Source organism: Lysobacter sp. 2RAF19, from assembly GCF_052115395.1.
Lineage (GTDB): Bacteria > Pseudomonadota > Gammaproteobacteria > Xanthomonadales > Xanthomonadaceae > Noviluteimonas.
The window spans coordinates 132,369-153,217 of the sequence record NZ_JBFRGO010000004.1; the positions used below are offsets into that span (position 1 = coordinate 132,369).

Here is a 20,849-nt window from a genome sequence, read left to right on the forward strand (position 1 = left end):
CACAATAGACGGCCAACCTCCACGGAAGTCGTCCCCCATGGCCGGAACCCAGGAAGCGAAAGTCCCCGACATCGGTGGTTACGACGACGTGCCCGTCATCGAACTGCTCGTCGCCGTCGGCGACACGGTGAAAGCCGACCAGGGACTGGTCACGCTGGAATCGGACAAGGCGACGATGGAAGTGCCCGCGCCGTTCGCCGGCGTGGTGCGCGAGTTGAAGGTCAAGGTCGGCGACAAGTTGTCCGAAGGCAGTGTCGTGGCGCTGATCGAAGCGACGGATGCACCGGCTGCGAGCGCCGAAGCACCGAAGGCGCCCGCGGCGGCCGCGGCAGCGCCGACGCCGCCCGCACCCACGCCTGCACCGCCGCAGGCGACGAAGCCCGCTGCGGAAACCGGCACGAAAGTCGAACCCGTCGCGCCGTCGACGCTCGACACCAAGCCCGGCATCGATGCCGAAGCCTTGCCGCCGCGTTCGCCGCCGGTGGCTTTCGACGCCGATGGCCTGTTGCCGGACAAAGTGCCTTACGCAAGTCCGGGTGTGCGCCTGTTCGCGCGCGAGCTCGGCGTGGACCTGGCGCAACTGCAGGGCAGCGGCCGCAAGGGACGCATCGAAAAACAGGACGTGCAGGACTTCGTGAAGCGCGCGCTCTCCGGTGGTGCCGCGCCCTCGGCCGGTGTCGCGCATGCGGGCGGCGGTTTGAACCTGCTGCCGTGGCCGCACGTGGATTTCACCAAGTTCGGCGAAATCGAAACGCGGCCGCTCACGCGCATCCAGAAGATTTCCGGTGCGAACCTTTCGCGCAACTGGGCGATGATCCCGCACGTCACGCAACACGACGATGCGGACATCACCGAGCTCGAAGCGCTGCGCGTTTCGATCAACAAGGAAAACGAGAAGGCCGGCATCAAGGTGACGATGCTCGCTTTCATCATGAAGGCCTGCGTGGTCGCGCTGCAGAAGTTCCCGAACTTCAACGCATCGCTGGATGCGAGCGGCGAGAACCTCACGCTCAAGAAGTACTTCAACATCGGCTTCGCCGCCGATACGCCCAACGGCCTGGTCGTGCCCGTGATCCGCGACGTCGACAAGAAGGGCGTGCTGCAGATCGCGAAGGAAACCTCGGAGCTCGCGGGCAAGGCGCGCGAAGGCAAACTCTCGCCGGCCGAAATGAGCGGTGGGTGTTTTTCGGTCAGTTCGCTCGGCGGCATCGGCGGCACGGCGTTCACGCCGATCATCAACGCGCCGGAAGTGGCGATCCTCGGTGTCTCCAAGTCGTCGATGAAGCCGATGTGGGACGGGAAGCAATTCCAGCCGCGCCTGGTGTTGCCGCTCTCGCTCAGCTACGACCATCGCTTGATCGACGGCGCCGCCGCGGCGCGCTTCACCGCGTTCCTGGCGCAACTGCTCGGCGACCTGCGTCGCGCGACGCTCTGACCGAGGAGATTGGCGCATGGCACGCACCGAAGTGAAGGTTCCCGACATCGGCGGCTACGACGATGTTCCGGTCATCGAATTGCTCGTCGCCGTCGGCGACACCGTGAAGCTCGACCAGGGCCTGGTCACGCTGGAATCGGACAAGGCGACGATGGAAGTGCCGGCGTCGGTGGCCGGCAAGATCGTCGAATTGAAAGTGAAGGTCGGCGACAAGTTGTCGGAAGGCAGCGTCGTGGCGATCGTCGAGAGCGAAGGCGCGAGCGACGCGCCCGCGCCTGCGAAAGCCGAAGCGCCTGCGAAAACCGAAGCGCCGAAGCCCGCGCAATCCACCGCGCCTGCGCCTGCGCACGCAACGCCGGTGACGCCGTCGCCCGCGACGCCGTCGAGCGGCCCCGCGCCCGCCGCCGCCACCGGCCGCAAGGCCGACATCGAATGCCAGATCGTCGTGATCGGTTCGGGCCCCGGCGGTTACAACGCCGTCTTCCGCGCAGCCGACCTCGGCATGGACGCGGTGGTCGTCGAACGCTACGCCGCGCTCGGCGGCGTGTGCCTCAACGTCGGTTGCATTCCGTCCAAGGCGCTGTTGCATGCGGCGGCCGTCGTCGACGAAGCGGCGCACGCGAAGGACTTCGGCATCACCTTCGGTGCACCGAAGATCGAACTCGATGCGCTGCGCAAGTACAAGGACAAGGTCGTCGGCCAGCTCACCAAGGGCTTGGCCGGCATGGCCAAGCAGCGCAAGGTGCGGCAGGTGCAGGGCACGGCGAAGTTCGTTTCGCCCAACGAGCTGGAAATCACCGGCGAAGGCGGCACGCAACTGCTGCGTTTCCAGTACTGCATCATCGCGGCCGGTTCGCAGCCGGTGAAGCTTCCGAGCTTCGACTGGACCGACAAGCGCATCATGGATTCGACCGATGCGCTCGACCTGGCCGACATCCCGAAATCCCTGCTCGTCGTCGGCGGCGGCATCATCGGCCTGGAAATGGCGACGGTGTATCGCGCGCTGGGCAGCGAAGTGACCGTCGTCGAATTGCTCGACCAACTGATGCCGGGCGCCGACGCCGACCTGGTCAAGCCGCTCGCCGCGCGCCTGAAGAAGCAGGGCGCGAAGGTGCACCTCAAAACGAAGGTCGTCGCCAGCGAAGCGAAGAAGGCCGGCATCGACGTCGCGTTCGAAGGCGAAAACATTCCCGAGCGCAAGACGTTCGATCGCGTGCTCGTCGCCGTGGGCCGCAGCGCGAACGGCGGCAAGCTCGATGCCGCGCGCGCCGGCGTGCAGGTCACCGATCGCGGCTACATTCCCGTCGATCGGCAGATGCGCACCAACGTGCCGCACATTTTCGCGATCGGCGATCTGATCGGTAACCCGATGCTCGCGCACAAGGCGGCGCACGAAGGTCGCCTTGCGGCGGAAGTGGCCAGCGGGATGAAGCGCGAGTGGGTCGCGCGCGTGATTCCTTCGGTCGCCTACACCGATCCGGAAATCGCCTGGGTCGGCGTGACCGAAGCCGAAGCCGCCGCGAAGGGATTGAACGTCGGCGTCGGCAAGTTCCCGTGGGCGGCGAGCGGCCGCGCGATCGGCATCGACCGCACCGAGGGATTCACCAAGCTGATCTTCGACCAGGCCACGCATCGCGTGATCGGCGGCGGCATCGTCGGCGTGCACGCGGGCGATCTCATCAGCGAGATCGCGCTGGCGATCGAGATGGGCGCCGATGCCGAAGACATCGGTTCGACGATCCACCCGCATCCGACCTTGAGCGAATCGGTGGGCTTCGCGGCCGAAGTGTTCGAAGGCACGGCGACGGACATCTACGCGCCGAAGAAAAAGTGACGTTGTAAACAGGCGTCCCACAAAAGGCGAAGCCCCGACGCGACGAGACGCCGGGGCTCCGATGAGCCTGCCGCGAGGACCGACGAGGAAGTAGCGACAGCCTCCGATCCTACTGACCGGCGTCCCCGCGAAAGGTTCCAATCGTTCGCGCAAGCCGTGCGGGCGAAGCGTTCAGAACGCTAACTGCCTGATTTCCGGTGCTTCCGGCGGTTGCCGCACGTCCGGCACCGCTTTATACTTTCGGGGCTTCGCGGAGCCCTTTCAGGTCCGCAGCCTCCGTCACCTCCCCCGGATCACGCGCGTGCTGAACACCGTCGCCGCCGGCCGGCGGCTGGCGCAGCGCACGGCCGCCACGCAGGCGCTCGTGACGCTGGCGACAGCCCTGGCCTGCCTGATGTCCGGCCGTGAAGCCGCGCTCGGTGCGCTGGTGGGCGGTGGCTCGATGACGCTCGGTGGCCTGGTGGCCGCATGGAGCGCCTTCGGAGGTGGCGTGCAGGGAGCGGGCATGGCGCTGGGGCGCCTGCTGCTCGGGCTCGCCGGCAAGTGGGTCGTCGTGGTCGTCGGGGTCTTCCTTGCGATCGCGGTATGGCACCTGCCTCCGATGGCGGTGCTCGGCGGCGCGGCGATGGCCGCGGTCGCCATGCTGGTGGCGACAAAACTTTGGGCGTGAGTGGCTTTGAACCGAGGAAGCGGCGTGAGTCCTGAAAAGAGCAGCGGTGGCCTGACCGAATACATCGTCCACCACCTGACGCACTGGAAAGTGCAGGTGCTGGGCCACGACTTCCACATGGACTCGTGGCTGGTCGCGCTCGTCGTCGGCCTGCTGGGCTGCTTCCTGCTGTGGACCCAGGCGCGCAAGGCGACCGCCGGCGTGCCGTCCAAGCCGCAGGCCTTCGTCGAGATCGTCGTCGAATTCGTCGACAGCCAGGTCAAGGACACCTTCCACGGCGACCGCCGCTTCATCGCGCCGCTGGCCCTGACGATCTTCGTCTGGGTGATCTTCATGAACACCATGGACCTGCTGCCGCTCGACATCCCGAGCGCCGCGGTCACCGCCTTCGCCGGCCACGAAGTCGCGCACCACACCTACCTGCGCTGGGTGCCGACCGCCGACGTCAACACCACGTTCGGCATGTCGATCACCGTCTTCTTCCTGATCATCTTCTATTCGATCAAGGCCAAGGGCGGCTGGGGCTTCACGAAGGAGCTGTTCACCGCACCGTTCCACGCCGATGGCGTGTTCGCCAAGATCGTGCTCGCGATCCCCAATTTCTTCCTCAACGTCGTCGAATACCTGTCCAAGCCGGTGAGCCTGGGCATGCGACTGTTCGGCAACATGTACGCCGGCGAGCTCGTCTTCATGTTGATCGCGGGGCTGTTCGCCTCGTGGATCACCTTCGTGCCCGGCGTGATCTTCAATTCGATCTGGGCCGTGTTCCACATCCTGATCATCGTGTTGCAGGCCTTCATCTTCATGGTGCTGACCGTCGTGTACCTCGCGATGGCCCACGAGCACCACTAACGGTTTTCCCGCGGCAAGCACCATCCGTTTTCGCTTCACCCTTCAAACCAACTAGTCAGTTCATCCGGAGATCCACCATGGAATTCATCGCCAACGTCCAGGGCCTCACCGCCGTCGCCATCGGCATCATCGTCGGCCTGGGTGCGCTCGGCGCCGCCCTCGGCATCGGCATCATGGGTTCGAAGTTCCTCGAATCCGCCGCCCGCCAGCCCGAACTCGTCCCGATGCTCCAGGGCCGCATGTTCCTGCTCGCCGGCCTGATCGACGCGGCGTTCCTGATCGGCGTCGGCGTGGCGATGATGTTCGCGTTCGCCAACCCGCTGCTGGCCGCCCTCCAGGGCGCCGCTGCCTGAGCAGCACCCGCGCGCACGCCATGACGGCGTGCGCGTTGTTGGACCCGGCGTCGCGGCATCCGGCCGCGTCGCCTTCGATTCGCAGGGCATGACATGAATCCGAATATCACCTTGCTTGGCCAGATGATCTCGTTCGCGATCCTCATCTGGTTCACCGTGAAGTTCATCTGGCCGCCGCTGATGAAGGCGATCGAAGACCGTCAGCAGAAGATCGCCGAAGGTCTCGCCGCCGCCGACCAGAGCCAGAAGAACCTCGCGCAGGCGCAGGACAAGGTCAACGAAGAACTCAAGGCCGCGCGCGTCAAGGCCAACGAGATCATCGAGCAGGCCCACGCCCGCGCCAACCAGATGGTCGACCAGGCCAAGACCGACGCGATCGCCGAAGCCAATCGCCAGAAGGCGCTGGCCGAAGCCGAAATCGCGGCCGCCGCCAACCGTGCGAAGGAAGACCTGCGCAAGCAGGTGTCCGTCCTCGCCGTGACCGGCGCCGAAAAGCTGCTCAAGCGCGAGATCGACGCCAACGCCCACAAGGCGCTGATCGACGACCTGGCCGCGCAGCTCTGAGGACGCATCGATGAGCCAGGCCCTGACCCTCGCCCGTCCCTACGCCCGCGCCGCGTTCTCGCTGGCGCGCGAAGGCAACGCGCTCGCCGGCTGGTCCGATGCGCTCGGTTTCGCCGCGCGTGTCGCGGCCGATCCGCGCGTGGCCGCGCTCCTGGGCAACCCCGCGCTGACGCAAGCCGATGCAGTGACCCTGCTGACGCCGCCGCAGGTGGCGATCGAAGGCGAAACCTTCGCCCGCTTCCTCGCGCTGCTCGCCGACAACCGCCGCCTCGCCGCACTGCCGGAAATCGCCGGCCTGTTCGACGAGCTGCGTTTCGAAGCCGAGCGCGTCGTCAAGGCGCGCATCACCTCCGCCACCGCGTTGCCGGCCGCCGAGCTCGCCACCATCAAGGCCGCGCTGGTCAAGCGCTTCGGCCGCGAAGTGGATGTCGAGACCGCGGTCGACGAATCGCTGATCGGCGGCGCGGTGATCGATGCAGGCGACGTGGTCATCGATGGCTCGCTGCGCGGAAAGCTCGGTCGCCTCCAGGCCGCGCTGTCCAACTAATTCAAATGCACACGCCGGCGGCGACGCCGGCAATCTTGGGAAAACCGACATGGCTACCACGCAGCTCAACCCGTCCGAAATCAGCGAACTGATCAAGACCCGCATCGAGAAGGTCAAGCTCGCTGCCGAAGCGCGCAACGAAGGCACCGTGACCTCGGTGTCGGACGGCATCGTGCGCATCCACGGCCTGGCCGACGCGATGCAGGGCGAAATGATCGAGCTGCCGAACGCGACCTACGCGCTGGCGCTGAACCTGGAGCGCGACTCGGTCGGCGCCGTGGTGCTCGGCGACTACGAACACCTGCGCGAAGGCGACACCGCCAAGACCACCGGCCGCATCCTCGAAGTGCCGACCGGTCCGGAAATGCTGGGCCGCGTCGTCAACGCGCTGGGCGAGCCGATCGACGGCAAGGGCCCGATCGACGCCAAGACCTCCGCGCCGGTGGAAACCATCGCCCCGGGCGTGATCTGGCGCAAGTCGGTGTCGCAGCCGGTGCAGACCGGTTACAAGTCCATCGACTCGATGATCCCGATCGGCCGCGGCCAGCGCGAGCTGATCATCGGCGACCGCCAGACCGGCAAGACCGCCGTGGCGATCGACGCGATCATCAACCAGAAGCATTCCGGCGTTAAGTGCATCTACGTCGCGATCGGCCAGAAGAACTCCACGATCGCCAACATCGTGCGCAAGCTCGAAGAGTTCGGCGCGATGGCGTACACCACGGTCGTCGCCGCCTCGGCGTCCGAATCGGCCGCGATGCAGTACATCGCCGCCTACTCCGGCTGCACGATGGGCGAATACTTCCGCGACCGCGGCGAAGACGCGCTGATCGTGTACGACGATCTGTCCAAGCAGGCCGTCGCCTACCGCCAGATCTCGCTGCTGCTGCGCCGCCCGCCGGGCCGCGAAGCCTATCCGGGCGACGTGTTCTATCTCCACTCCCGCCTGCTCGAGCGCGCCGCGCGCGTGTCCGAGGACTACGTCGAGAAGTTCACCAACGGCGCCGTCAAGGGCAAGACCGGTTCGCTCACCGCGCTGCCGATCATCGAAACGCAGGCCGGCGACGTCTCGGCGTTCGTGCCGACCAACGTGATCTCGATCACCGACGGCCAGATCTTCCTCGAGACCGACCTGTTCAACGCCGGCATCCGCCCGGCCGTGAACGCCGGCATCTCGGTGTCGCGCGTGGGTGGCGCGGCGCAGACCAAGATCATGAAGAAGCTCTCGGGCGGCATCCGCATCGCGCTCGCCCAGTACCGTGAGCTGGCTGCGTTCGCGCAGTTCGCCTCCGACCTGGACGACGCCACGCGCAAGCAGCTCGAGCGCGGCCAGCGCGTCACCGAACTGATGAAGCAGAAGCAGTACGCGCCGATGTCGGTCGCCGAGCAGTCGCTCTCGATCTACGCCGTCGACAAGGGCTACATGGACGAAGTGCCGGTCGCCAAGATCGGTGCGTTCGAAGCCGCCCTCCAGGCCCACTTCGCCAACACGATGGGCAACGTCATCTCGAAGATCAACGAGACCGGCGACTGGAACGACGAGCTCGAAGCCGCGTTCAAGAAGGGCATCGAAGAGTTCCGCTCGACCGGCACGTGGTAATCGGAGACGTACGATGGCTGGTGGTCGCGAAATCAAAACCAAGATCAAGAGCGTGCAGAACACCCGCAAGGTGACGCGCGCGCTCGAGATGGTCTCGGCGTCCAAGATCCGCAAGGCGCAGGACCGCATGAAGGCCTCGCGCCCGTATGCGCGTGCGATGAAGCAGGTGATCGGCCATCTCGCCCAGGCGAACTCCGAATACCGCCATCCCTACCTGGTGCAGCGCGCGGACGTGAAGCGCGTGGGCTACATCGTCGTTTCGTCCGACCGCGGCCTGGCCGGCGGCCTCAACAACAACCTGTTCCGCAAGATGCTGGCCGAGTTCCGCCAGTTCCAGCAGCAGGGGATCGAGGTCGACGTGGTTACCATCGGCCAGAAGGCCTCGGTGTTCTTCCGTCGCATCAAGGTCGGCATGCTCGGTTCGGTCACGCACCTGGGCGACACGCCGCACGTCGAACAGCTGGTGGGCGTCATCAAGGTGATGCTGGATGCCTACCAGGCCGGTACGGTCGACAAGGTGTTCCTCGCCTACAACGACTTCGTCAACACGATGACGCAGAAGGCGACGTTCGACCAGTTGCTGCCGCTGCCCGCGTCGGAAACGCAGGTCGCCAGGCACGACTGGGACTACCTGTACGAACCCGACGCGCAGGCCGTGCTGGAGCACGTGCTGACGCGTTACATCGAGTCGCTGGTGTACCAGGCGGTGCTCGAGAACGTGGCGTCCGAACATGCCGCGCGCATGGTCGCGATGAAGTCCGCGTCCGACAACGCCACCAAGCTGATCGGCACGCTGAACCTGGTCTACAACAAGGCCCGCCAGGCGGCGATCACGCAAGAAATCTCCGAAATCGTGGGTGGTGCGGCGGCGGTGTAAACCGCGCCCACCTTGAAGCAATCAAGAGTTATTACTGAGGCTATGGCTATGAACCAGGGCAAGATCGTTCAGATCATCGGCGCGGTCGTCGACGTCGAATTCCCGCGCGAGAGCGTGCCGAAGGTGTACGACGCGCTGAAGGTGCAGAACACCGAAATCACGCTCGAAGTGCAGCAGCAGCTCGGCGACGGCATCGTGCGCACCATCGCCCTCGGTTCGACCGACGGCCTGAAGCGCAACCTGATCGCCGACAACACCGGCCGCGCGATCTCCGTGCCGGTGGGCAAGGGCACCCTGGGCCGCATCATGGACGTGCTCGGCTCGCCGATCGACGAAGCCGGTCCGGTCAAGGCCGACACGCAGTGGGAAATCCACCGCGCGGCCCCGTCGTACGAAGAACAGTCGGCGGGCAACGAACTGCTCGAAACCGGCATCAAGGTCATCGACCTGATGTGCCCGTTCGCCAAGGGCGGCAAGGTCGGCCTGTTCGGCGGCGCCGGCGTGGGCAAGACGGTCAACATGATGGAGTTGATCAACAACATCGCGACCGAGCACTCGGGCCTGTCGGTGTTCGCCGGCGTGGGTGAGCGCACCCGCGAAGGCAACGACTTCTATCACGAGATGCAGGAGTCGGGCGTCGTCAACGTGGCCGAGCCGGAGAAGTCCAAGGTCGCGATGGTGTACGGCCAGATGAACGAGCCGCCGGGCAACCGCCTGCGCGTGGCGCTCACCGGCCTGACGATGGCCGAGTACTTCCGCGACGAAGGCCGCGACGTGCTGCTGTTCGTCGACAACATCTACCGCTACACGCTGGCCGGCACCGAAGTGTCGGCGCTGCTCGGCCGCATGCCGTCGGCGGTGGGCTACCAGCCCACGCTCGCCGAGGAAATGGGCGTGCTGCAGGAACGCATCACCTCGACCAAGACCGGTTCGATCACCTCGATCCAGGCCGTCTACGTCCCCGCGGACGACCTGACCGACCCGTCGCCGGCGACGACCTTCGCGCATCTGGACGCGACCGTCGTGCTCTCGCGCAACATCGCCTCGCTGGGTATCTACCCGGCGGTCGACCCGCTCGACTCCACCTCGCGCCAGCTCGACCCGAACGTGATCGGCAACGAACACTACGACACCGCGCGTCGCGTGCAGTCCACGCTCCAGAAGTACAAGGAGCTCAAGGACATCATCGCGATCCTCGGCATGGACGAACTGTCGGAAGAAGACAAGCAGGCCGTCTCGCGCGCCCGCAAGATCGAGCGCTTCTTCTCGCAGCCCTTCCACGTGGCCGAAGTGTTCACCGGTTCGCCGGGCAAGTACGTGTCGCTGAAGGACACGATCCGCGGCTTCAAGATGATCGTCGACGGTGAACTCGACCACCTGCCCGAGCAGGCCTTCTACATGGTCGGCTCCATCGATGAAGCGATCGAGAAGGCCAAGAAGATCGCTGCCTAAGGAGCACCTGGCATGGCATCCACCATCCGCTGCGACATCGTGAGCGCCGAAGCCGAGATCTTCCGCGGCGAAGCCGAACTGGTCGTCGCCACCGGCGAGTTGGGCGAGCTCGGCATCGCGCCGAAGCACGCCCCGCTCATCACGCGCCTCAAGCCGGGCAAGGTCGTCGTGACCCTGCCTGGTGGCGAAAAGCTCGACTTCGCCATCTCCGGCGGCATCCTCGAGGTGCAGCCGCAGGTCGTCACCGTCCTCGCCGACACCGCGGTGCGCGCGCAGGACATCGACGAAGCCGCGGTTCGCGCCGCGAAGGAAGAAGCCGAGCGCGTCCTGGCGCGCCGTGGCGAAGCGATGGAAATCGCCGAAGCGCAGGCGCGGCTCGCGGAAGTCACCGCGCAGTTGCAGGCGCTGGAACGCTTGCGCAAGAACCTCAAGCACTGAGCTTGTCGACAAGCTTCACGAAAACGCCGGCCTTGCGCCGGCGTTTTTCGTTTGCGCGATTACTTCTTGTAGACCCAGTGCCGCGAGAGCAAAAACCCCGTCACCCCGAGCACGCCCTCGACGCCCGGCTTGGCGAGCCACGCCCACTTCAAGCCCAGGTGATGGTCGATCATCCCCATCGACCATGTGCTGACGATCGTCGTGCCGGTCCACATCAGCACGAAGCGCAGGAGCTGCTTGCGACCGACGACCGTGTCGTCGCCGCTGAAGGTCAATTTCCCATTGAGCCAGTAGCCCAGGCACGCGCCGGCGACGCGGCCGAGCACGTTCGCCGGCTTGACCGGCATGCCCCAGCCGCTCAGCGCGACCAGGACGCCCCAGTCCACCAGCCACTGCACGATGCCGATGATCAGGTACCCGCGTGCGTGCCGCCCCAGCGTCATGCGTTCGTCCGTGAAGGAAAGGCCGACGCATCCTAGCAGCGACCACCGCTAGAATCCGTCGACACGTTTCCCCGGATCGGACCAGATGCCCGCACCCCTGCACGTCGTCATCCTCGCCGCCGGCGAAGGCAAGCGCATGCGCTCCTCGCTGCCGAAGGTGCTGCACCGCATCGCCGGCAAGCCGATGCTGGCGCAGGTCATCGCCGCCGCGCGCGCGTTGTCGCCCGCGGGCATCCACGTCGTCTACGGCCACGGCGGCGAACAGGTGAAGGCGGCCTTCGCATCGCAGCCCGACCTGCAATGGGCGGAACAGTCCAGACAACTCGGCACCGCGCACGCGGTGCAGCAAGCGATGCCGAACGTGCCCGACGGTGCGCAAGTGCTCGTGCTTTACGCCGACGTCCCGCTGATCACGCCGGAAACCTTGCGCCCGCTGCTCGCGACGCCGGGCCGCCTCGCCGTACTCGCGGCCGAACTCGCCGATCCGTCGGGCTACGGCCGCATCGTGCGCGATGCCGAAGGGCGCGTTGCCTCCATCGTCGAGCACAAGGACGCGACGAGCGACGAACGCCAGATCCGCCTGGTCAACACCGGCGTCATCGCGGTGGAATCCACGGCGCTCAAGCGTTGGCTCGCGCGCGTGTCCAACGACAATGCACAGGGTGAGTATTACCTCACCGACGTCTTCCGCGAAGCCACTTCGGAATTCAGCGCGGCCGAAATCGTCCTCGCGCACGATCCGCTGGAGACCGAAGGCGCGAACGATCCCTGGCAGCTCGCCCAACTCGAACGCGCGTTCCAGCTGCGCACCGCGCGTGCGCTGTGTGTCGAAGGCGTGCGCTTCGCCGATCCGGCGCGTGTCGACATTCGTGGCGACGTGCAGGTCGGCCGCGATGTCGAAATCGACGTCGATGTCGTCTTCGAGGGCAACATCGTGCTCGGCGATGGTGTACGCATCGGTCCGTTCTGCCGCCTGAAGGATGTCTCGCTGGCCGCGGGCACCGAAGTGCGCGCGCATTGCGATCTCGACGGTGCGCGCACCGAAGGCGCGGTGATGATCGGACCGTTCGCGCGCCTGCGCCCCGGCACCGTGCTCGCCGACGGCGTACACATCGGCAACTTCGTCGAGACCAAGAACGCCAAGCTCGGCGTCGGCAGCAAGGCCAATCACCTGACTTATCTCGGCGACGCCATCGTCGGCGCGGGCGTCAACATCGGCGCCGGCACGATCACGTGCAACTACGATGGCGCGAACAAGTCGACCACCACGATCCACGACGGCGCGTTCATCGGATCCAACAGCGCGCTCGTGGCGCCGGTGGCGATCGGGAAGGACGCGACGATCGGTGCCGGTTCGGTGATCACGAAAGACGCGCCCGAGGGAAAGCTCACCATCGCGCGCGGCAAGCAGCAGGCGATCGATGGCTGGCAGCGACCGGTGAAGAAGCCGAAGTAGTCGCGCGTCGCTGGTCCAATGTTCCGCGTTCCTATGCTCAAGTACGTGCGCTGAGTCTCCGCTTTCGCAGCACATCGGCCGAAACGCCGCCGCGATTCGAAGCGCAATCGGCTTACAGGGCGTTCCGGACATCGCATCCAATGTCCGGAACATCCCTGCCGGAGATCGAACGATGCAGACCTTGCGCACGACGTCGCACATGATGGTCCTGTCCATGGCGGTCTTGCTCGCGGCACTGCCGCAACGCGCCGCGGCGCAAAGTGCGATCACGCCCGGCTACTACACCCTGACGATGCAGAGCCACGACAACCAGCCTGCGAAAGGCGCGTGCCTGATCCAGGGCAACAACGGCAACGGCGGCCCGATTCGATATCTCTGGAATGAGCCCGGCGGGCGCGCGCAGGTTTGCGGATTCAGCAGCGCGGCCCAGCTCGTCGCCAATGGCCAGGCGCTGTTCGCCGTCATCGACGCCAACACCTACACCTCGCAAGGCCAACGCACCTACATCCTCAAGAACAAGCGCAGCGGGCAGTGCCTGCAAACCTTGCCCGGGACGCGCGCCGTGCATTTTTCTTCGACGCGCTGCGACTCGACCAACGGGTATGCGATGTGGATCCTCGACCGGTTCCCCGGCGGCGACACGAATGTCACGCCGCTCAGGCCCTTGTCCAGGCCGTCGCATTGCCTGATCTACGGCAACAACGGGCATGACACGGTCCCCACGCTGTGGCGCTGGAACGATGTGTCGACGGATCAGACGTGGTGTGGCCTGGGCTCCTCGGGACGCCTGAGCAACACCGGCCAGGGCTTGTTCCTGATGGTCAAGTTCGCCGACTGATTCCCGTCAGGCCGGCAGCGTCATCGCAACGCACAGTCCGCCGCCCTGGCGGTTGAGCAAGGCGATGCGGCCGCCGTGCGCTTCGGCGATTTCGCGCGCAAGCGCCAGGCCCAGGCCGGTGCCATGGCGCTTGGTCGAATAGAACGGCAACAACGCATTGGCGAGCACCGCTTCGTTCATGCCGGTGCCGCGGTCGAGCACTTCGATGCGCCATGCGTCGGGCAAGCGCTTGAGCGCGAGCGCGACGTCGCCGGAAGGCGAGCCGGATTCGTGCGCGTTCTTCAACAGGTTGAGCAGGCACTGCGACAGTTGCGCGGCGTCGAAGCGGCCGACGCCCGACGCTTCCGCGCCGTCGTACACGAACTCCACCTGCGATCGCAATTGCGCGATGAAGCGCTGCCAATCGACCGCTTCCACGCGCGGTGCCGGCAACTTGGCGAAACGCGCGTAATCGCGGATGAAGCCTTCCAGGTGCCGCGCGCGATCTTCGATCGTGGCCAGCGCGTTCGGCAAACGCTCGTACTGCCCGCGCCGAACCAGCTCGGCGCCCGAATGCGCCAGCGAAGCGATCGGCGCCAGCGAATTGTTCAACTCGTGGCTGATCACGCGGATCACCTTCTTCCACGTCTGCACTTCCTGGCGGCGCAGTTCGGCGGTGAGCTGGCGCAGCAGGATCAACTCGTGCTTGCGGCCGTTGAGGCGGAACGTACGGCGCGAGAGGTGGTAGATCTCTTCGTGTTCGTCGTCGCCGACGGTGAACATGCCGTCGGCGCCGCGTTGCAGGGCTTCGCGCAGGGCGTCCGGCACGTGGTCGAGGATGTCCTCGAACGAGCGGCCTTCGACGCGCTTGCCATCGCCGAGCAATTTGCGCGCGGCGAGATTGCCGTGCACCACGCGATGATGCGGATCGACCAGCACCATCGCCACGGGCGTGTGCTGCACCATCGTGTCGAGCAGCAACTCGCGTTGCACGAGCGCCAGGCGCTGGTCGCGCAGGGCATCGCCCAGGGCGTTGTGCGCATCGACCAGATCGCCGAGTTCGTTCTTCGCATGCCACGACAGGCCGAAGCCGAAATCGCCGTCGCGATAACTCGCCACCGTGCCGGCCAGTGCGCGGAACAAGGAACGCATCGGCGCGAATGCGCGGCGCACGTGGTAGTACAGCAAGGGCAACAAGACGGCCGGCGCGATCAGGATGGCCCACCACGGTTCCTTCAGCACCGCCGTCAGCAACACCGCGATGATCGCCGTCAGCAGCAGATAGGCCGCGGCCAGGATCGTGAAGGTCACGCTGAGCGTCAGTCGGCGGGAGGACACGGGGCGCCCTTCAGTCGCGCTTGATGCCGAGGCGGTCGAGCCGGCGATACAAAGCCTGGCGCGACATGCCCAATTCGCTGGCCGCCTGCGCGAGCACGCCGCCGGCGCGTTCGAGCGCGGATTCGATCGCGGCGCGGTCGGGTTCGTCGTTCGTCGATGTGCCTTGCGCGACCACCGGTGGTGCTTGCAGGCCCAGGTCGGTCGGCGTGAGTTCGTCTTCGCGCGCAAGCAGGCCCGCGCGCTGCAGGGTGTTGCGCAACTCGCGCACGTTGCCGGGCCAGGCGTGGGCGCGCAGCGCGCGTTCGGCCGCCGCGCCCAGGCGCTTGCCCGCGGGAAGGAAGTGGCGCGCCAGAGGAAGGATGTCGTCGGGCCGCTGCGCGAGCGGCAACAACTTCAGCTCGATCGCATTGAGTCGGTAATACAGGTCTTCGCGGAATTGCGCCGCGACGATGAGCGAGGCCAGGTCGGCATTGGTCGCGCTGATCACGCGCACTTTGACCTCGCGCTCGCGGTTGCTGCCCAGGCGTTGGAAGCGGCCGGTTTCCAGCACGCGCAACAATTTCACCTGGCCGGCCAGCGGCAGCGTGCCGATTTCATCGAGGAACAGAGTGCCGCCATCGGCGGCTTCGAACTTGCCTTCGCGCGCCTTGTTGGCGCCCGTGTAGGCGCCGGCGTCGGCGCCGAACAGCTCCGCTTCGATCAACTCGCCGGGCAATGCGCCGCAATTGACGGCGACGAACGGCCCGTTCCGCACGCTCGAATTGGCGTGGATGATCTCGGCGTACTTCTCCTTGCCCGTGCCGTTGGGGCCGGTGATCAACACGGGAAGATCGGAGCGCGCGACCTGGCAGGCGAGCATCAGCGTCGCTTCGCTCGCCGCGTCGGCGAAGACCAGGCCGCGCAGGTCGTGTTCGCGCAGCAACGCATCGCGCCGGCGGCGTTCGCCGCTGCGATGGCGTTGCAACTCGTCGCGCGTGGCCGCCAGTTCGAGCAGGTTGTTGACCGTCGCCAGCAGCTTGCGGTCGTCCCAGGGCTTGGCGAGGTAATCGGCCGCGCCGGCTTTCACCAGGTCGACCGCCGATTCCAGGTGCGTCCACGCAGTGAGCAGGATGACGGGCAGGTCGGGGTGGCGTTCGCGGATCGCACCGAACAGGGCGACCCCTTCCTCGCCCGAGGTCGTGTCGGCGTGGAAGTTCATGTCCTGCACGACCAGGTCGATCGGCTCGCGCGCGAGCAACTTCAAGCCCTCGTCCGGCGTGGTGACCGAGCGCGTGTCGATGTCGTGCAGCGAGAACAGCGTTTCCAGCGCCATCGCCACTGCGGGGTTGTCGTCGATGACCAGGATCGTGGGCATGGCGCAAGCGTACCGAAAGAAAGGGGCCGCACCGCATCCGGTGCGGCCCCCATGGCCCGTGGGAGGCCGGGAAACCCGATTGTCGCGGGGTCAGACCGAGCGGGTGGCCACCGCCGGCGGCACCGCGGCGGCTTTCCGCGCGGGGCCGAACACCGAGATCTGTCCGAGCAGCCAGAGCACGACGGCACCGACCGGCAGGTACATCAACGGCAGGCGCGGCAGCTCGTACTTGCCCATCAACAACTGGTTGATGCCGAAGGCCATCACCATGCCGATGCAGATGCCGAGCGTGGCGAGCAGGAAGTTCTCGGTCTGGAAGTAGCGCAGGATCTGGCCCTTCGTCGCGCCGAGCGCACGGCGCACGCCGATCTGGCGCGTGCGTTGCTGCACCCAGAAGCTGGCCAGGCCGACGATGCCGAGCGCGGTGACGATCAACAGCGCGATGCACACGCTGCCGAGCATCCACGCCATCGCGCGATCGCCGCGGAAGAAGTCGTGGCGCATCTCTTCCATCGTCTTCTTTTCGACGATCAGGCGGTTGTTGGCGTTCTTCAGCAGCATCTTTTCCGCGGCATCCAGCGTCGCCTGGCGCTGGTTCGGATCGTCGATGCGGAGCATGTAGTTGCCGCCGACCGTGTAGGGCACGCGCACCGGGAGCAGCTGCGAATATTCGAACTCACCGAAGCCGCCGTTGTTGTTCGGGCGCACCATGTGTTCGACGATGCCCACCACGCGCGTGGGCTCGTCGCCCCAGCTGTAGTACTGCTTGCCGATCGGGTTTTCGCCCGGCCACAGCTTCTCGGCCGTCTGCCGCGTGAGGATCGCCGCGTGCGGCTGCACCTTGCTGTTGGGCTTGTCCATGTCCTCCCAGGTCACGATGTCGTCGGCGGTGAAGTTGCGGCCGGCGACGAGCTTCAGGCCCATCGTGTCGAGGAATTGCACGTCGCCCATGTAGACGGTGGCGTTGAGGTTCTGGTGCGTCTGTTCCTTGGTCAGGTTGACGCCGCTGTTCCAGGAGCTGTTGTTGAACGGCACCTGGTTGGTGACGGTCGCGTTCTTGACGCCGGGCAGCGTGCGCAGCGCGGCCAGGTCGGTCTGCGTCAGCGAACCGGCGTTGTCGTCGGTGCCGATGCCACCCAGCTGCACGCGCACGATGTGCGTTTCGTCGAAGCCGCTGACGCGGTTGATCGCTTCCAGTCGCCCACTGATCAGGAACAGCGCGTTGCAGATGATGGCGCAGCTCAGCGCGATCTCCAGCACGATCAGCGAGGCGGCGGTCTTGTGCCGGCGCAGCGTGGAAAGAATGGGACGGAGTTCCATGGTCATGCCCTCACTGCGACTTGAGTTGGACGGCGGGCGTCACCTGGCACGCATGCCACGCGGGCACGAGCCCGGCGAGCACGCTGGCGAGGATGGCGAGCGCGAAGGTCACGAGAAACATCGTCGGATCCAGGTGCGCAAGATCCGCATAGCCGACCGGTTGCTGGCGCACGGCCCACAGGCCGAGCATCGCCAGACCGAGGCCGAGCACACCGCCGGCGAGGCCGACCGTGCCCGCTTCGACCAGGCACTGCGCGAAGATCGCGCGACGCGAGGCACCGAGCGCGCGACGCACGCCGATCTCACTGGAACGACGCAGGAACTTGGCGAGCAGCAAACCGACGGTGTTGAGCAGGCACACGGCGAGGAAACCGAAGGCCAGCCACACCTGCAGGCGCACGTCGCTCGGAACGACCTTGCGATAGTCCAGCCACTCCATGACGCTGCGCAGGCGCACGTTGGTCGGGCGCTGGTAACGGCCCGCCGCATGCTGCTGGTCGGAATAGTTGGTGAGATAGCGCTTGTACGCTTCCGCCTTTTCCGGCGTGTCCAGCTGCACCCAGTACTGCATCCAGGTGCACGGCGAGTTGACGCCGGTTTCGCCTTCCGGATCGTCTGCGCCGTCCTTGTGGTCGTCCCAGCAATCCATCGACCCGTTGCGGCCCATCTTGAGATCGCGCGAGGTGGAGAAGGGCAGGTAGATCTGTTCGGCTTCGCCGTAGCGATCGGAGTTGAGGTCGTAGAACTTCGGCTTCGGGCGGTAGTCTTCCATCACGCCGACGACGCGGAAGTCGCTGCCGTCCATGCGCAGCGTCTTGCCGACCGCCTGCACGGTGCCGTACAGCTTTTCGGCGAGCTTGCGCGTGATCACCGTGACGCGGTCGTGCCCGTCGTCCTGCGCCTTGCTCCATCCGTTGCCGGCGATGAAGGTCGGTTCGAACATCGGGAAGAAATCCGCCGAGACGTAACGCGCGTCCAGGCCGAACGGCGCCAGGCCCTGCTTGTCCGGCTGCACGGCCACGCCGCCGCCGGTCATCAGCGCCTGGCGATCGCCCTTGGCTTCGCGCAGGAGTTGCTCGGCGTCGTAACGCGTGAGCTGGTCGTCGGGCTCTTCGCCCGGCGTGTAGCCGTCCATGCTCTGCGGATCCAGCTGCGGGGTGAAGAGCATCGCGCTCTTCTGCGGAATCGGATCGCCGGAGAGCACGTGGAAGACGGTGAGCGTGGTCATGCTCGCGCCGATGCCCAGCGCGATCGCCAGCACCATCAGTGCGGTGAGGACGCGGTTGCGCCGGAAACTGCGCAATGCGAGGTCGAAGTAGTAGGCGAACATGCGGGCGGCCCTCTTACGGCGTTTCGGCGAGCGAAGCGGCGGCGACGCGGGTCAGGCTCGGTTCGACGGACAGGTCCGTCGCCATGCCGTCGACGATGTGCACGTTGCGCTGCGCGCGCGCGGCCAGTTCGGGATCGTGCGTGACCATCACGATGGTGGTGCCGGCCGCGTTGATTTCCTCGAGCAGTTCCAGCACGCCGCGCGCCATCTGCGAATCCAGGTTGCCGGTCGGTTCGTCGGCGAGCAGCAGGCGCGGCGAACCGGCGAGCGCGCGCGCGATCGCGGCACGCTGCTGCTGGCCGCCCGAGAGTTCGGCCGGGTAATGCTTCATGCGCGAGCCCAGGCCGACGCGCGAGAGGGCATCTTCGATGCGTGCCTTGCGGTCGGCGGCGGTCATGCCGCGATAGCGCAGCGGCACGTCGACGTTGTCGAACAGGTTGAGGTCGGGAATCAGGTTGAAGGACTGGAAGATGAAGCCGATCTTCTGGTTGCGCAGCTTGCTGCGCTGGTCGTCGGACATGCCGCGCACGTCGTGGCCGTCCAGGTGGTACTCGCCCCCGGTGAAGGTTTCCAGCAGGCCCGCGATGTTGAGGAAGGTCGTCTTGCCCGAGCCCGACGGGCCGGTGACGGCGACGAATTCGCCTTCGCGCACGTGCAGGTCCAGCGAACGCAGCGCGTGGGTTTCGACGAGTTCGGTGCGGTAGACCTTGGTGACCTGGCGCATGTCGAGCATGACGGTGTTCCTTCTCTGGGGTTCGTGCGTGGATGCTTGGGGAAGTAAAAGGGTTGCGTTGGGTGTGCGAATCAGTTGATGGCGATGCGTTCGCCGTCGCCGAACTGGTCGGCGCCCGAGACCACGATGCGGTCGCCTTCCTTGACGCCGTCGATGATTTCCACCGCGCTGATGCTGCTGGCGCCCAGGCGCACGGGCTTCTTGACGGCGGTGTCGCCGTCCATCACCCATGCGCTGTTGCCGCCGCCTTCGTCGACGAACGGGCCGCGTTCGACCTGCAGCACGTTCTTGCGCGTATCCATCACGATGCGGGCGGACAGGCGCTGGTTCTGGCGCAGGCCCGGCGGTTGCTTGCCGGAGAAGCGCAGGCGGCTGGTGACCTCGCCATTGACCACTTCCGGGGAGACCGCGGCCACGTGGGCTTCGTAGGGCGCGCCGCCGGAGCTGCGGATTTCGGCGGGCATGCCGATGCCCAGGTCGCGCGCGAAGCTTTCGGGGATGCGGATCTCGACTTCGAATTCGGTGAGGTCGACCACGCTCAGCACCGGCGCGTTCTGCGCGACGTTCGCACGCTGCGCCACCTGCACCTGGCCGACCTGGCCATCGAAGGGCGCGCGCAGCGTGAGCGCGGCGACCTGGCGCTGCATTTCGACGACGACCGCGCGCTGGCGATCGGCGAGCAAGCGCTTGTTCTGCGTATCGAGCGTGGCGCCCTTGCCCGACAGGCCCACGTCGCCCTTGGCGTGCGCCAGGCCGATGTCGGCGCTCTTGAGCGTGTCCTGCGCCTTGGCCACGTCGACCTGCGCGACCGCGCCGCCTTCGAACGCGCGCTGGTAACGCTCCAGGTCGCGCACCGCGGCCTGGCGCACGATCTGCGCCTCATCCAGCGCCTTGCGCGCATTGGCACGCGAGAGTTGCGCATCCAGCGCGGCGCGGCCGGCTTCTGCTTCCAGGCTCGCGAGCGTGGCTTCTTCCTGCGCGAGCTTGCTGCGCAACTCCGGGCTGTCGATTTCGGCGAGGGCCTGGCCCTTTTTCACCTGGTCGCCGGCGACGACCTTGAGCGTGACCGTGCCGCCGGCGATCGCGTAGAGCACCGGGCTGTTGGCGGCGATGACACGGCCGTCGGCCGAGATGTCGCGCACCAAGTCGCCGCGCGTGACTTGCGCGATGCGCACGCGCGAGGCGTCGACGGAACGATTGCCCGCGCTCCAACCGGAGGCCACCCAACCGGCGAGCAACAACAAGCCCAGGCCCGCGCCACCGGCGATCAGCCAGGACCGCTTGATCTTCGGCAAGCGGCGCGACGAAGAACCGCCGACGGCGTGGGCGGGGGGAGGAGAGAGCGGACGATCCTGTCCGGAGGTGTCGCGGATGGCCATGGGGCGGAGGGGCTCGCAAAGTGACTACGTGCTGAGTCGCACGAAACATGCCAACGC

20 protein-coding genes are annotated in these 20,849 nt (G+C 66.4%); 13 read left to right on the plus strand and 7 right to left on the minus strand.

Going from position 1 to position 20,849, the window contains the following annotated elements; translation table 11 throughout:
• Positions 1–37 precede the first annotated feature (37 nt).
• The 11 genes from aceF to AB4059_RS14740 all read left to right on the plus strand — a co-directional run bounded on the left by aceF (position 38) and on the right by AB4059_RS14740 (position 10,622).
• On the plus strand, positions 38–1,435 hold the full coding sequence (gene aceF, locus AB4059_RS14690; protein WP_498979899.1) for a dihydrolipoyllysine-residue acetyltransferase: 1,398 nt from the start codon (positions 38–40) through the stop codon (positions 1,433–1,435).
• Between the two features lie 16 nt (positions 1,436–1,451).
• Positions 1,452–3,269, plus strand: coding sequence for a dihydrolipoyl dehydrogenase (gene lpdA / locus AB4059_RS14695; RefSeq protein ID WP_498979900.1), 1,818 nt, complete (start codon positions 1,452–1,454; stop codon positions 3,267–3,269).
• A 301-nt stretch (positions 3,270–3,570) separates the two neighbouring features.
• The gene (locus AB4059_RS14700; protein ID WP_498979902.1) at positions 3,571–3,939 is read left to right on the plus strand and encodes a hypothetical protein; all 369 of its coding nucleotides are present in this window, start codon (positions 3,571–3,573) and stop codon (positions 3,937–3,939) included.
• A 24-nt stretch (positions 3,940–3,963) separates the two neighbouring features.
• The gene (atpB, locus tag AB4059_RS14705; protein WP_498979904.1) at positions 3,964–4,791 is read left to right on the plus strand and encodes a F0F1 ATP synthase subunit A; all 828 of its coding nucleotides are present in this window, start codon (positions 3,964–3,966) and stop codon (positions 4,789–4,791) included.
• A gap of 77 nt (positions 4,792–4,868) precedes the next feature.
• Positions 4,869–5,144: a F0F1 ATP synthase subunit C gene (atpE, locus tag AB4059_RS14710; protein ID WP_498979906.1), complete on the plus strand. Its 276-nt coding sequence runs from the start codon at positions 4,869–4,871 to the stop codon at positions 5,142–5,144.
• A gap of 93 nt (positions 5,145–5,237) precedes the next feature.
• The gene (locus AB4059_RS14715; RefSeq protein WP_498979908.1) at positions 5,238–5,708 is read left to right on the plus strand and encodes a F0F1 ATP synthase subunit B; all 471 of its coding nucleotides are present in this window, start codon (positions 5,238–5,240) and stop codon (positions 5,706–5,708) included.
• Positions 5,709–5,718: 10 nt separating this feature from the next.
• The gene (locus AB4059_RS14720) at positions 5,719–6,255 is read left to right on the plus strand and encodes a F0F1 ATP synthase subunit delta (protein ID WP_498979909.1); all 537 of its coding nucleotides are present in this window, start codon (positions 5,719–5,721) and stop codon (positions 6,253–6,255) included.
• A gap of 49 nt (positions 6,256–6,304) precedes the next feature.
• Positions 6,305–7,855: a F0F1 ATP synthase subunit alpha gene (gene atpA / locus AB4059_RS14725; protein WP_498962728.1), complete on the plus strand. Its 1,551-nt coding sequence runs from the start codon at positions 6,305–6,307 to the stop codon at positions 7,853–7,855.
• Between the two features lie 13 nt (positions 7,856–7,868).
• Positions 7,869–8,732, plus strand: coding sequence for a F0F1 ATP synthase subunit gamma (gene atpG / locus AB4059_RS14730; RefSeq protein WP_498979911.1), 864 nt, complete (start codon positions 7,869–7,871; stop codon positions 8,730–8,732).
• A gap of 48 nt (positions 8,733–8,780) precedes the next feature.
• The gene (gene atpD / locus AB4059_RS14735) at positions 8,781–10,184 is read left to right on the plus strand and encodes a F0F1 ATP synthase subunit beta (protein ID WP_498979913.1); all 1,404 of its coding nucleotides are present in this window, start codon (positions 8,781–8,783) and stop codon (positions 10,182–10,184) included.
• A 12-nt stretch (positions 10,185–10,196) separates the two neighbouring features.
• Positions 10,197–10,622: a F0F1 ATP synthase subunit epsilon gene (locus AB4059_RS14740; RefSeq protein WP_498962722.1), complete on the plus strand. Its 426-nt coding sequence runs from the start codon at positions 10,197–10,199 to the stop codon at positions 10,620–10,622.
• A 59-nt stretch (positions 10,623–10,681) separates the two neighbouring features.
• Here the strand turns inward: AB4059_RS14740 and AB4059_RS14745 are convergent, their stop codons facing one another.
• Complete coding sequence (locus AB4059_RS14745; RefSeq protein WP_498962720.1) at positions 10,682–11,065, minus strand: GtrA family protein; 384 nt, start codon at positions 11,063–11,065, stop codon at positions 10,682–10,684.
• Between the two features lie 85 nt (positions 11,066–11,150).
• On the opposite strand from AB4059_RS14745, the gene glmU reads away from it, so the two are divergent.
• Entirely contained in the window at positions 11,151–12,521 is a 1,371-nt protein-coding gene (glmU, locus tag AB4059_RS14750) for a bifunctional UDP-N-acetylglucosamine diphosphorylase/glucosamine-1-phosphate N-acetyltransferase GlmU (RefSeq protein ID WP_498979915.1), read from the plus strand.
• A gap of 172 nt (positions 12,522–12,693) precedes the next feature.
• Positions 12,694–13,359: a hypothetical protein gene (locus AB4059_RS14755; RefSeq protein WP_498979917.1), complete on the plus strand. Its 666-nt coding sequence runs from the start codon at positions 12,694–12,696 to the stop codon at positions 13,357–13,359.
• A gap of 6 nt (positions 13,360–13,365) precedes the next feature.
• Here AB4059_RS14755 and AB4059_RS14760 read toward each other — a convergent pair whose 3' ends face one another.
• The 6 genes from AB4059_RS14760 to AB4059_RS14785 all read right to left on the minus strand — a co-directional run bounded on the left by AB4059_RS14760 (position 13,366) and on the right by AB4059_RS14785 (position 20,792).
• On the minus strand, positions 13,366–14,676 hold the full coding sequence (locus AB4059_RS14760; protein ID WP_498979918.1) for a sensor histidine kinase: 1,311 nt from the start codon (positions 14,674–14,676) through the stop codon (positions 13,366–13,368).
• 10 nt (positions 14,677–14,686) lie between these two features.
• Complete coding sequence (locus AB4059_RS14765) at positions 14,687–16,030, minus strand: sigma-54-dependent transcriptional regulator (protein WP_498979920.1); 1,344 nt, start codon at positions 16,028–16,030, stop codon at positions 14,687–14,689.
• Positions 16,031–16,120: 90 nt separating this feature from the next.
• Positions 16,121–17,350, minus strand: a complete 1,230-nt coding sequence (locus AB4059_RS14770; protein WP_498980066.1) for an ABC transporter permease — start codon at positions 17,348–17,350, stop codon at positions 16,121–16,123.
• A gap of 10 nt (positions 17,351–17,360) precedes the next feature.
• Positions 17,361–18,680, minus strand: a complete 1,320-nt coding sequence (locus tag AB4059_RS14775; RefSeq protein WP_498979921.1) for an ABC transporter permease — start codon at positions 18,678–18,680, stop codon at positions 17,361–17,363.
• A 13-nt stretch (positions 18,681–18,693) separates the two neighbouring features.
• Positions 18,694–19,413 (minus strand): ABC transporter ATP-binding protein, encoded by a 720-nt coding sequence (locus AB4059_RS14780; protein ID WP_498962704.1) that lies wholly within the window; start codon positions 19,411–19,413, stop codon positions 18,694–18,696.
• A 71-nt stretch (positions 19,414–19,484) separates the two neighbouring features.
• A complete protein-coding gene (locus AB4059_RS14785) occupies positions 19,485–20,792 on the minus strand; it encodes an efflux RND transporter periplasmic adaptor subunit (RefSeq protein WP_498979922.1) in 1,308 nt (435 codons plus the stop codon).
• Between the last annotated feature and the right edge of the window lie 57 nt (positions 20,793–20,849).

Bases quoted from the DNA above. Each gene is read 5' to 3' on its own strand.
- aceF (WP_498979899.1), top strand. From the start codon at position 38: ATGGCCGGAACCCAGGAAGCGAAAGTCCCCGACATCGGTGGTTACGAC.
- lpdA (WP_498979900.1), top strand. From the start codon at position 1,452: ATGGCACGCACCGAAGTGAAGGTTCCCGACATCGGCGGCTACGACGAT.
- atpE (WP_498979906.1), top strand. From the start codon at position 4,869: ATGGAATTCATCGCCAACGTCCAGGGCCTCACCGCCGTCGCCATCGGC.
- AB4059_RS14715 (WP_498979908.1), top strand. From the start codon at position 5,238: ATGAATCCGAATATCACCTTGCTTGGCCAGATGATCTCGTTCGCGATC.
- AB4059_RS14720 (WP_498979909.1), top strand. From the start codon at position 5,719: ATGAGCCAGGCCCTGACCCTCGCCCGTCCCTACGCCCGCGCCGCGTTC.
- atpA (WP_498962728.1), top strand. From the start codon at position 6,305: ATGGCTACCACGCAGCTCAACCCGTCCGAAATCAGCGAACTGATCAAG.
- atpG (WP_498979911.1), top strand. From the start codon at position 7,869: ATGGCTGGTGGTCGCGAAATCAAAACCAAGATCAAGAGCGTGCAGAAC.
- atpD (WP_498979913.1), top strand. From the start codon at position 8,781: ATGAACCAGGGCAAGATCGTTCAGATCATCGGCGCGGTCGTCGACGTC.
- AB4059_RS14740 (WP_498962722.1), top strand. From the start codon at position 10,197: ATGGCATCCACCATCCGCTGCGACATCGTGAGCGCCGAAGCCGAGATC.
- AB4059_RS14745 (WP_498962720.1), bottom strand. From the start codon at position 11,065: ATGACGCTGGGGCGGCACGCACGCGGGTACCTGATCATCGGCATCGTG.
- glmU (WP_498979915.1), top strand. From the start codon at position 11,151: ATGCCCGCACCCCTGCACGTCGTCATCCTCGCCGCCGGCGAAGGCAAG.
- AB4059_RS14755 (WP_498979917.1), top strand. From the start codon at position 12,694: ATGCAGACCTTGCGCACGACGTCGCACATGATGGTCCTGTCCATGGCG.
- AB4059_RS14765 (WP_498979920.1), bottom strand. From the start codon at position 16,030: ATGCCCACGATCCTGGTCATCGACGACAACCCCGCAGTGGCGATGGCG.
- AB4059_RS14770 (WP_498980066.1), bottom strand. From the start codon at position 17,350: ATGGAACTCCGTCCCATTCTTTCCACGCTGCGCCGGCACAAGACCGCC.
- AB4059_RS14775 (WP_498979921.1), bottom strand. From the start codon at position 18,680: ATGTTCGCCTACTACTTCGACCTCGCATTGCGCAGTTTCCGGCGCAAC.
- AB4059_RS14780 (WP_498962704.1), bottom strand. From the start codon at position 19,413: ATGCTCGACATGCGCCAGGTCACCAAGGTCTACCGCACCGAACTCGTC.
- AB4059_RS14785 (WP_498979922.1), bottom strand. From the start codon at position 20,792: ATGGCCATCCGCGACACCTCCGGACAGGATCGTCCGCTCTCTCCTCCC.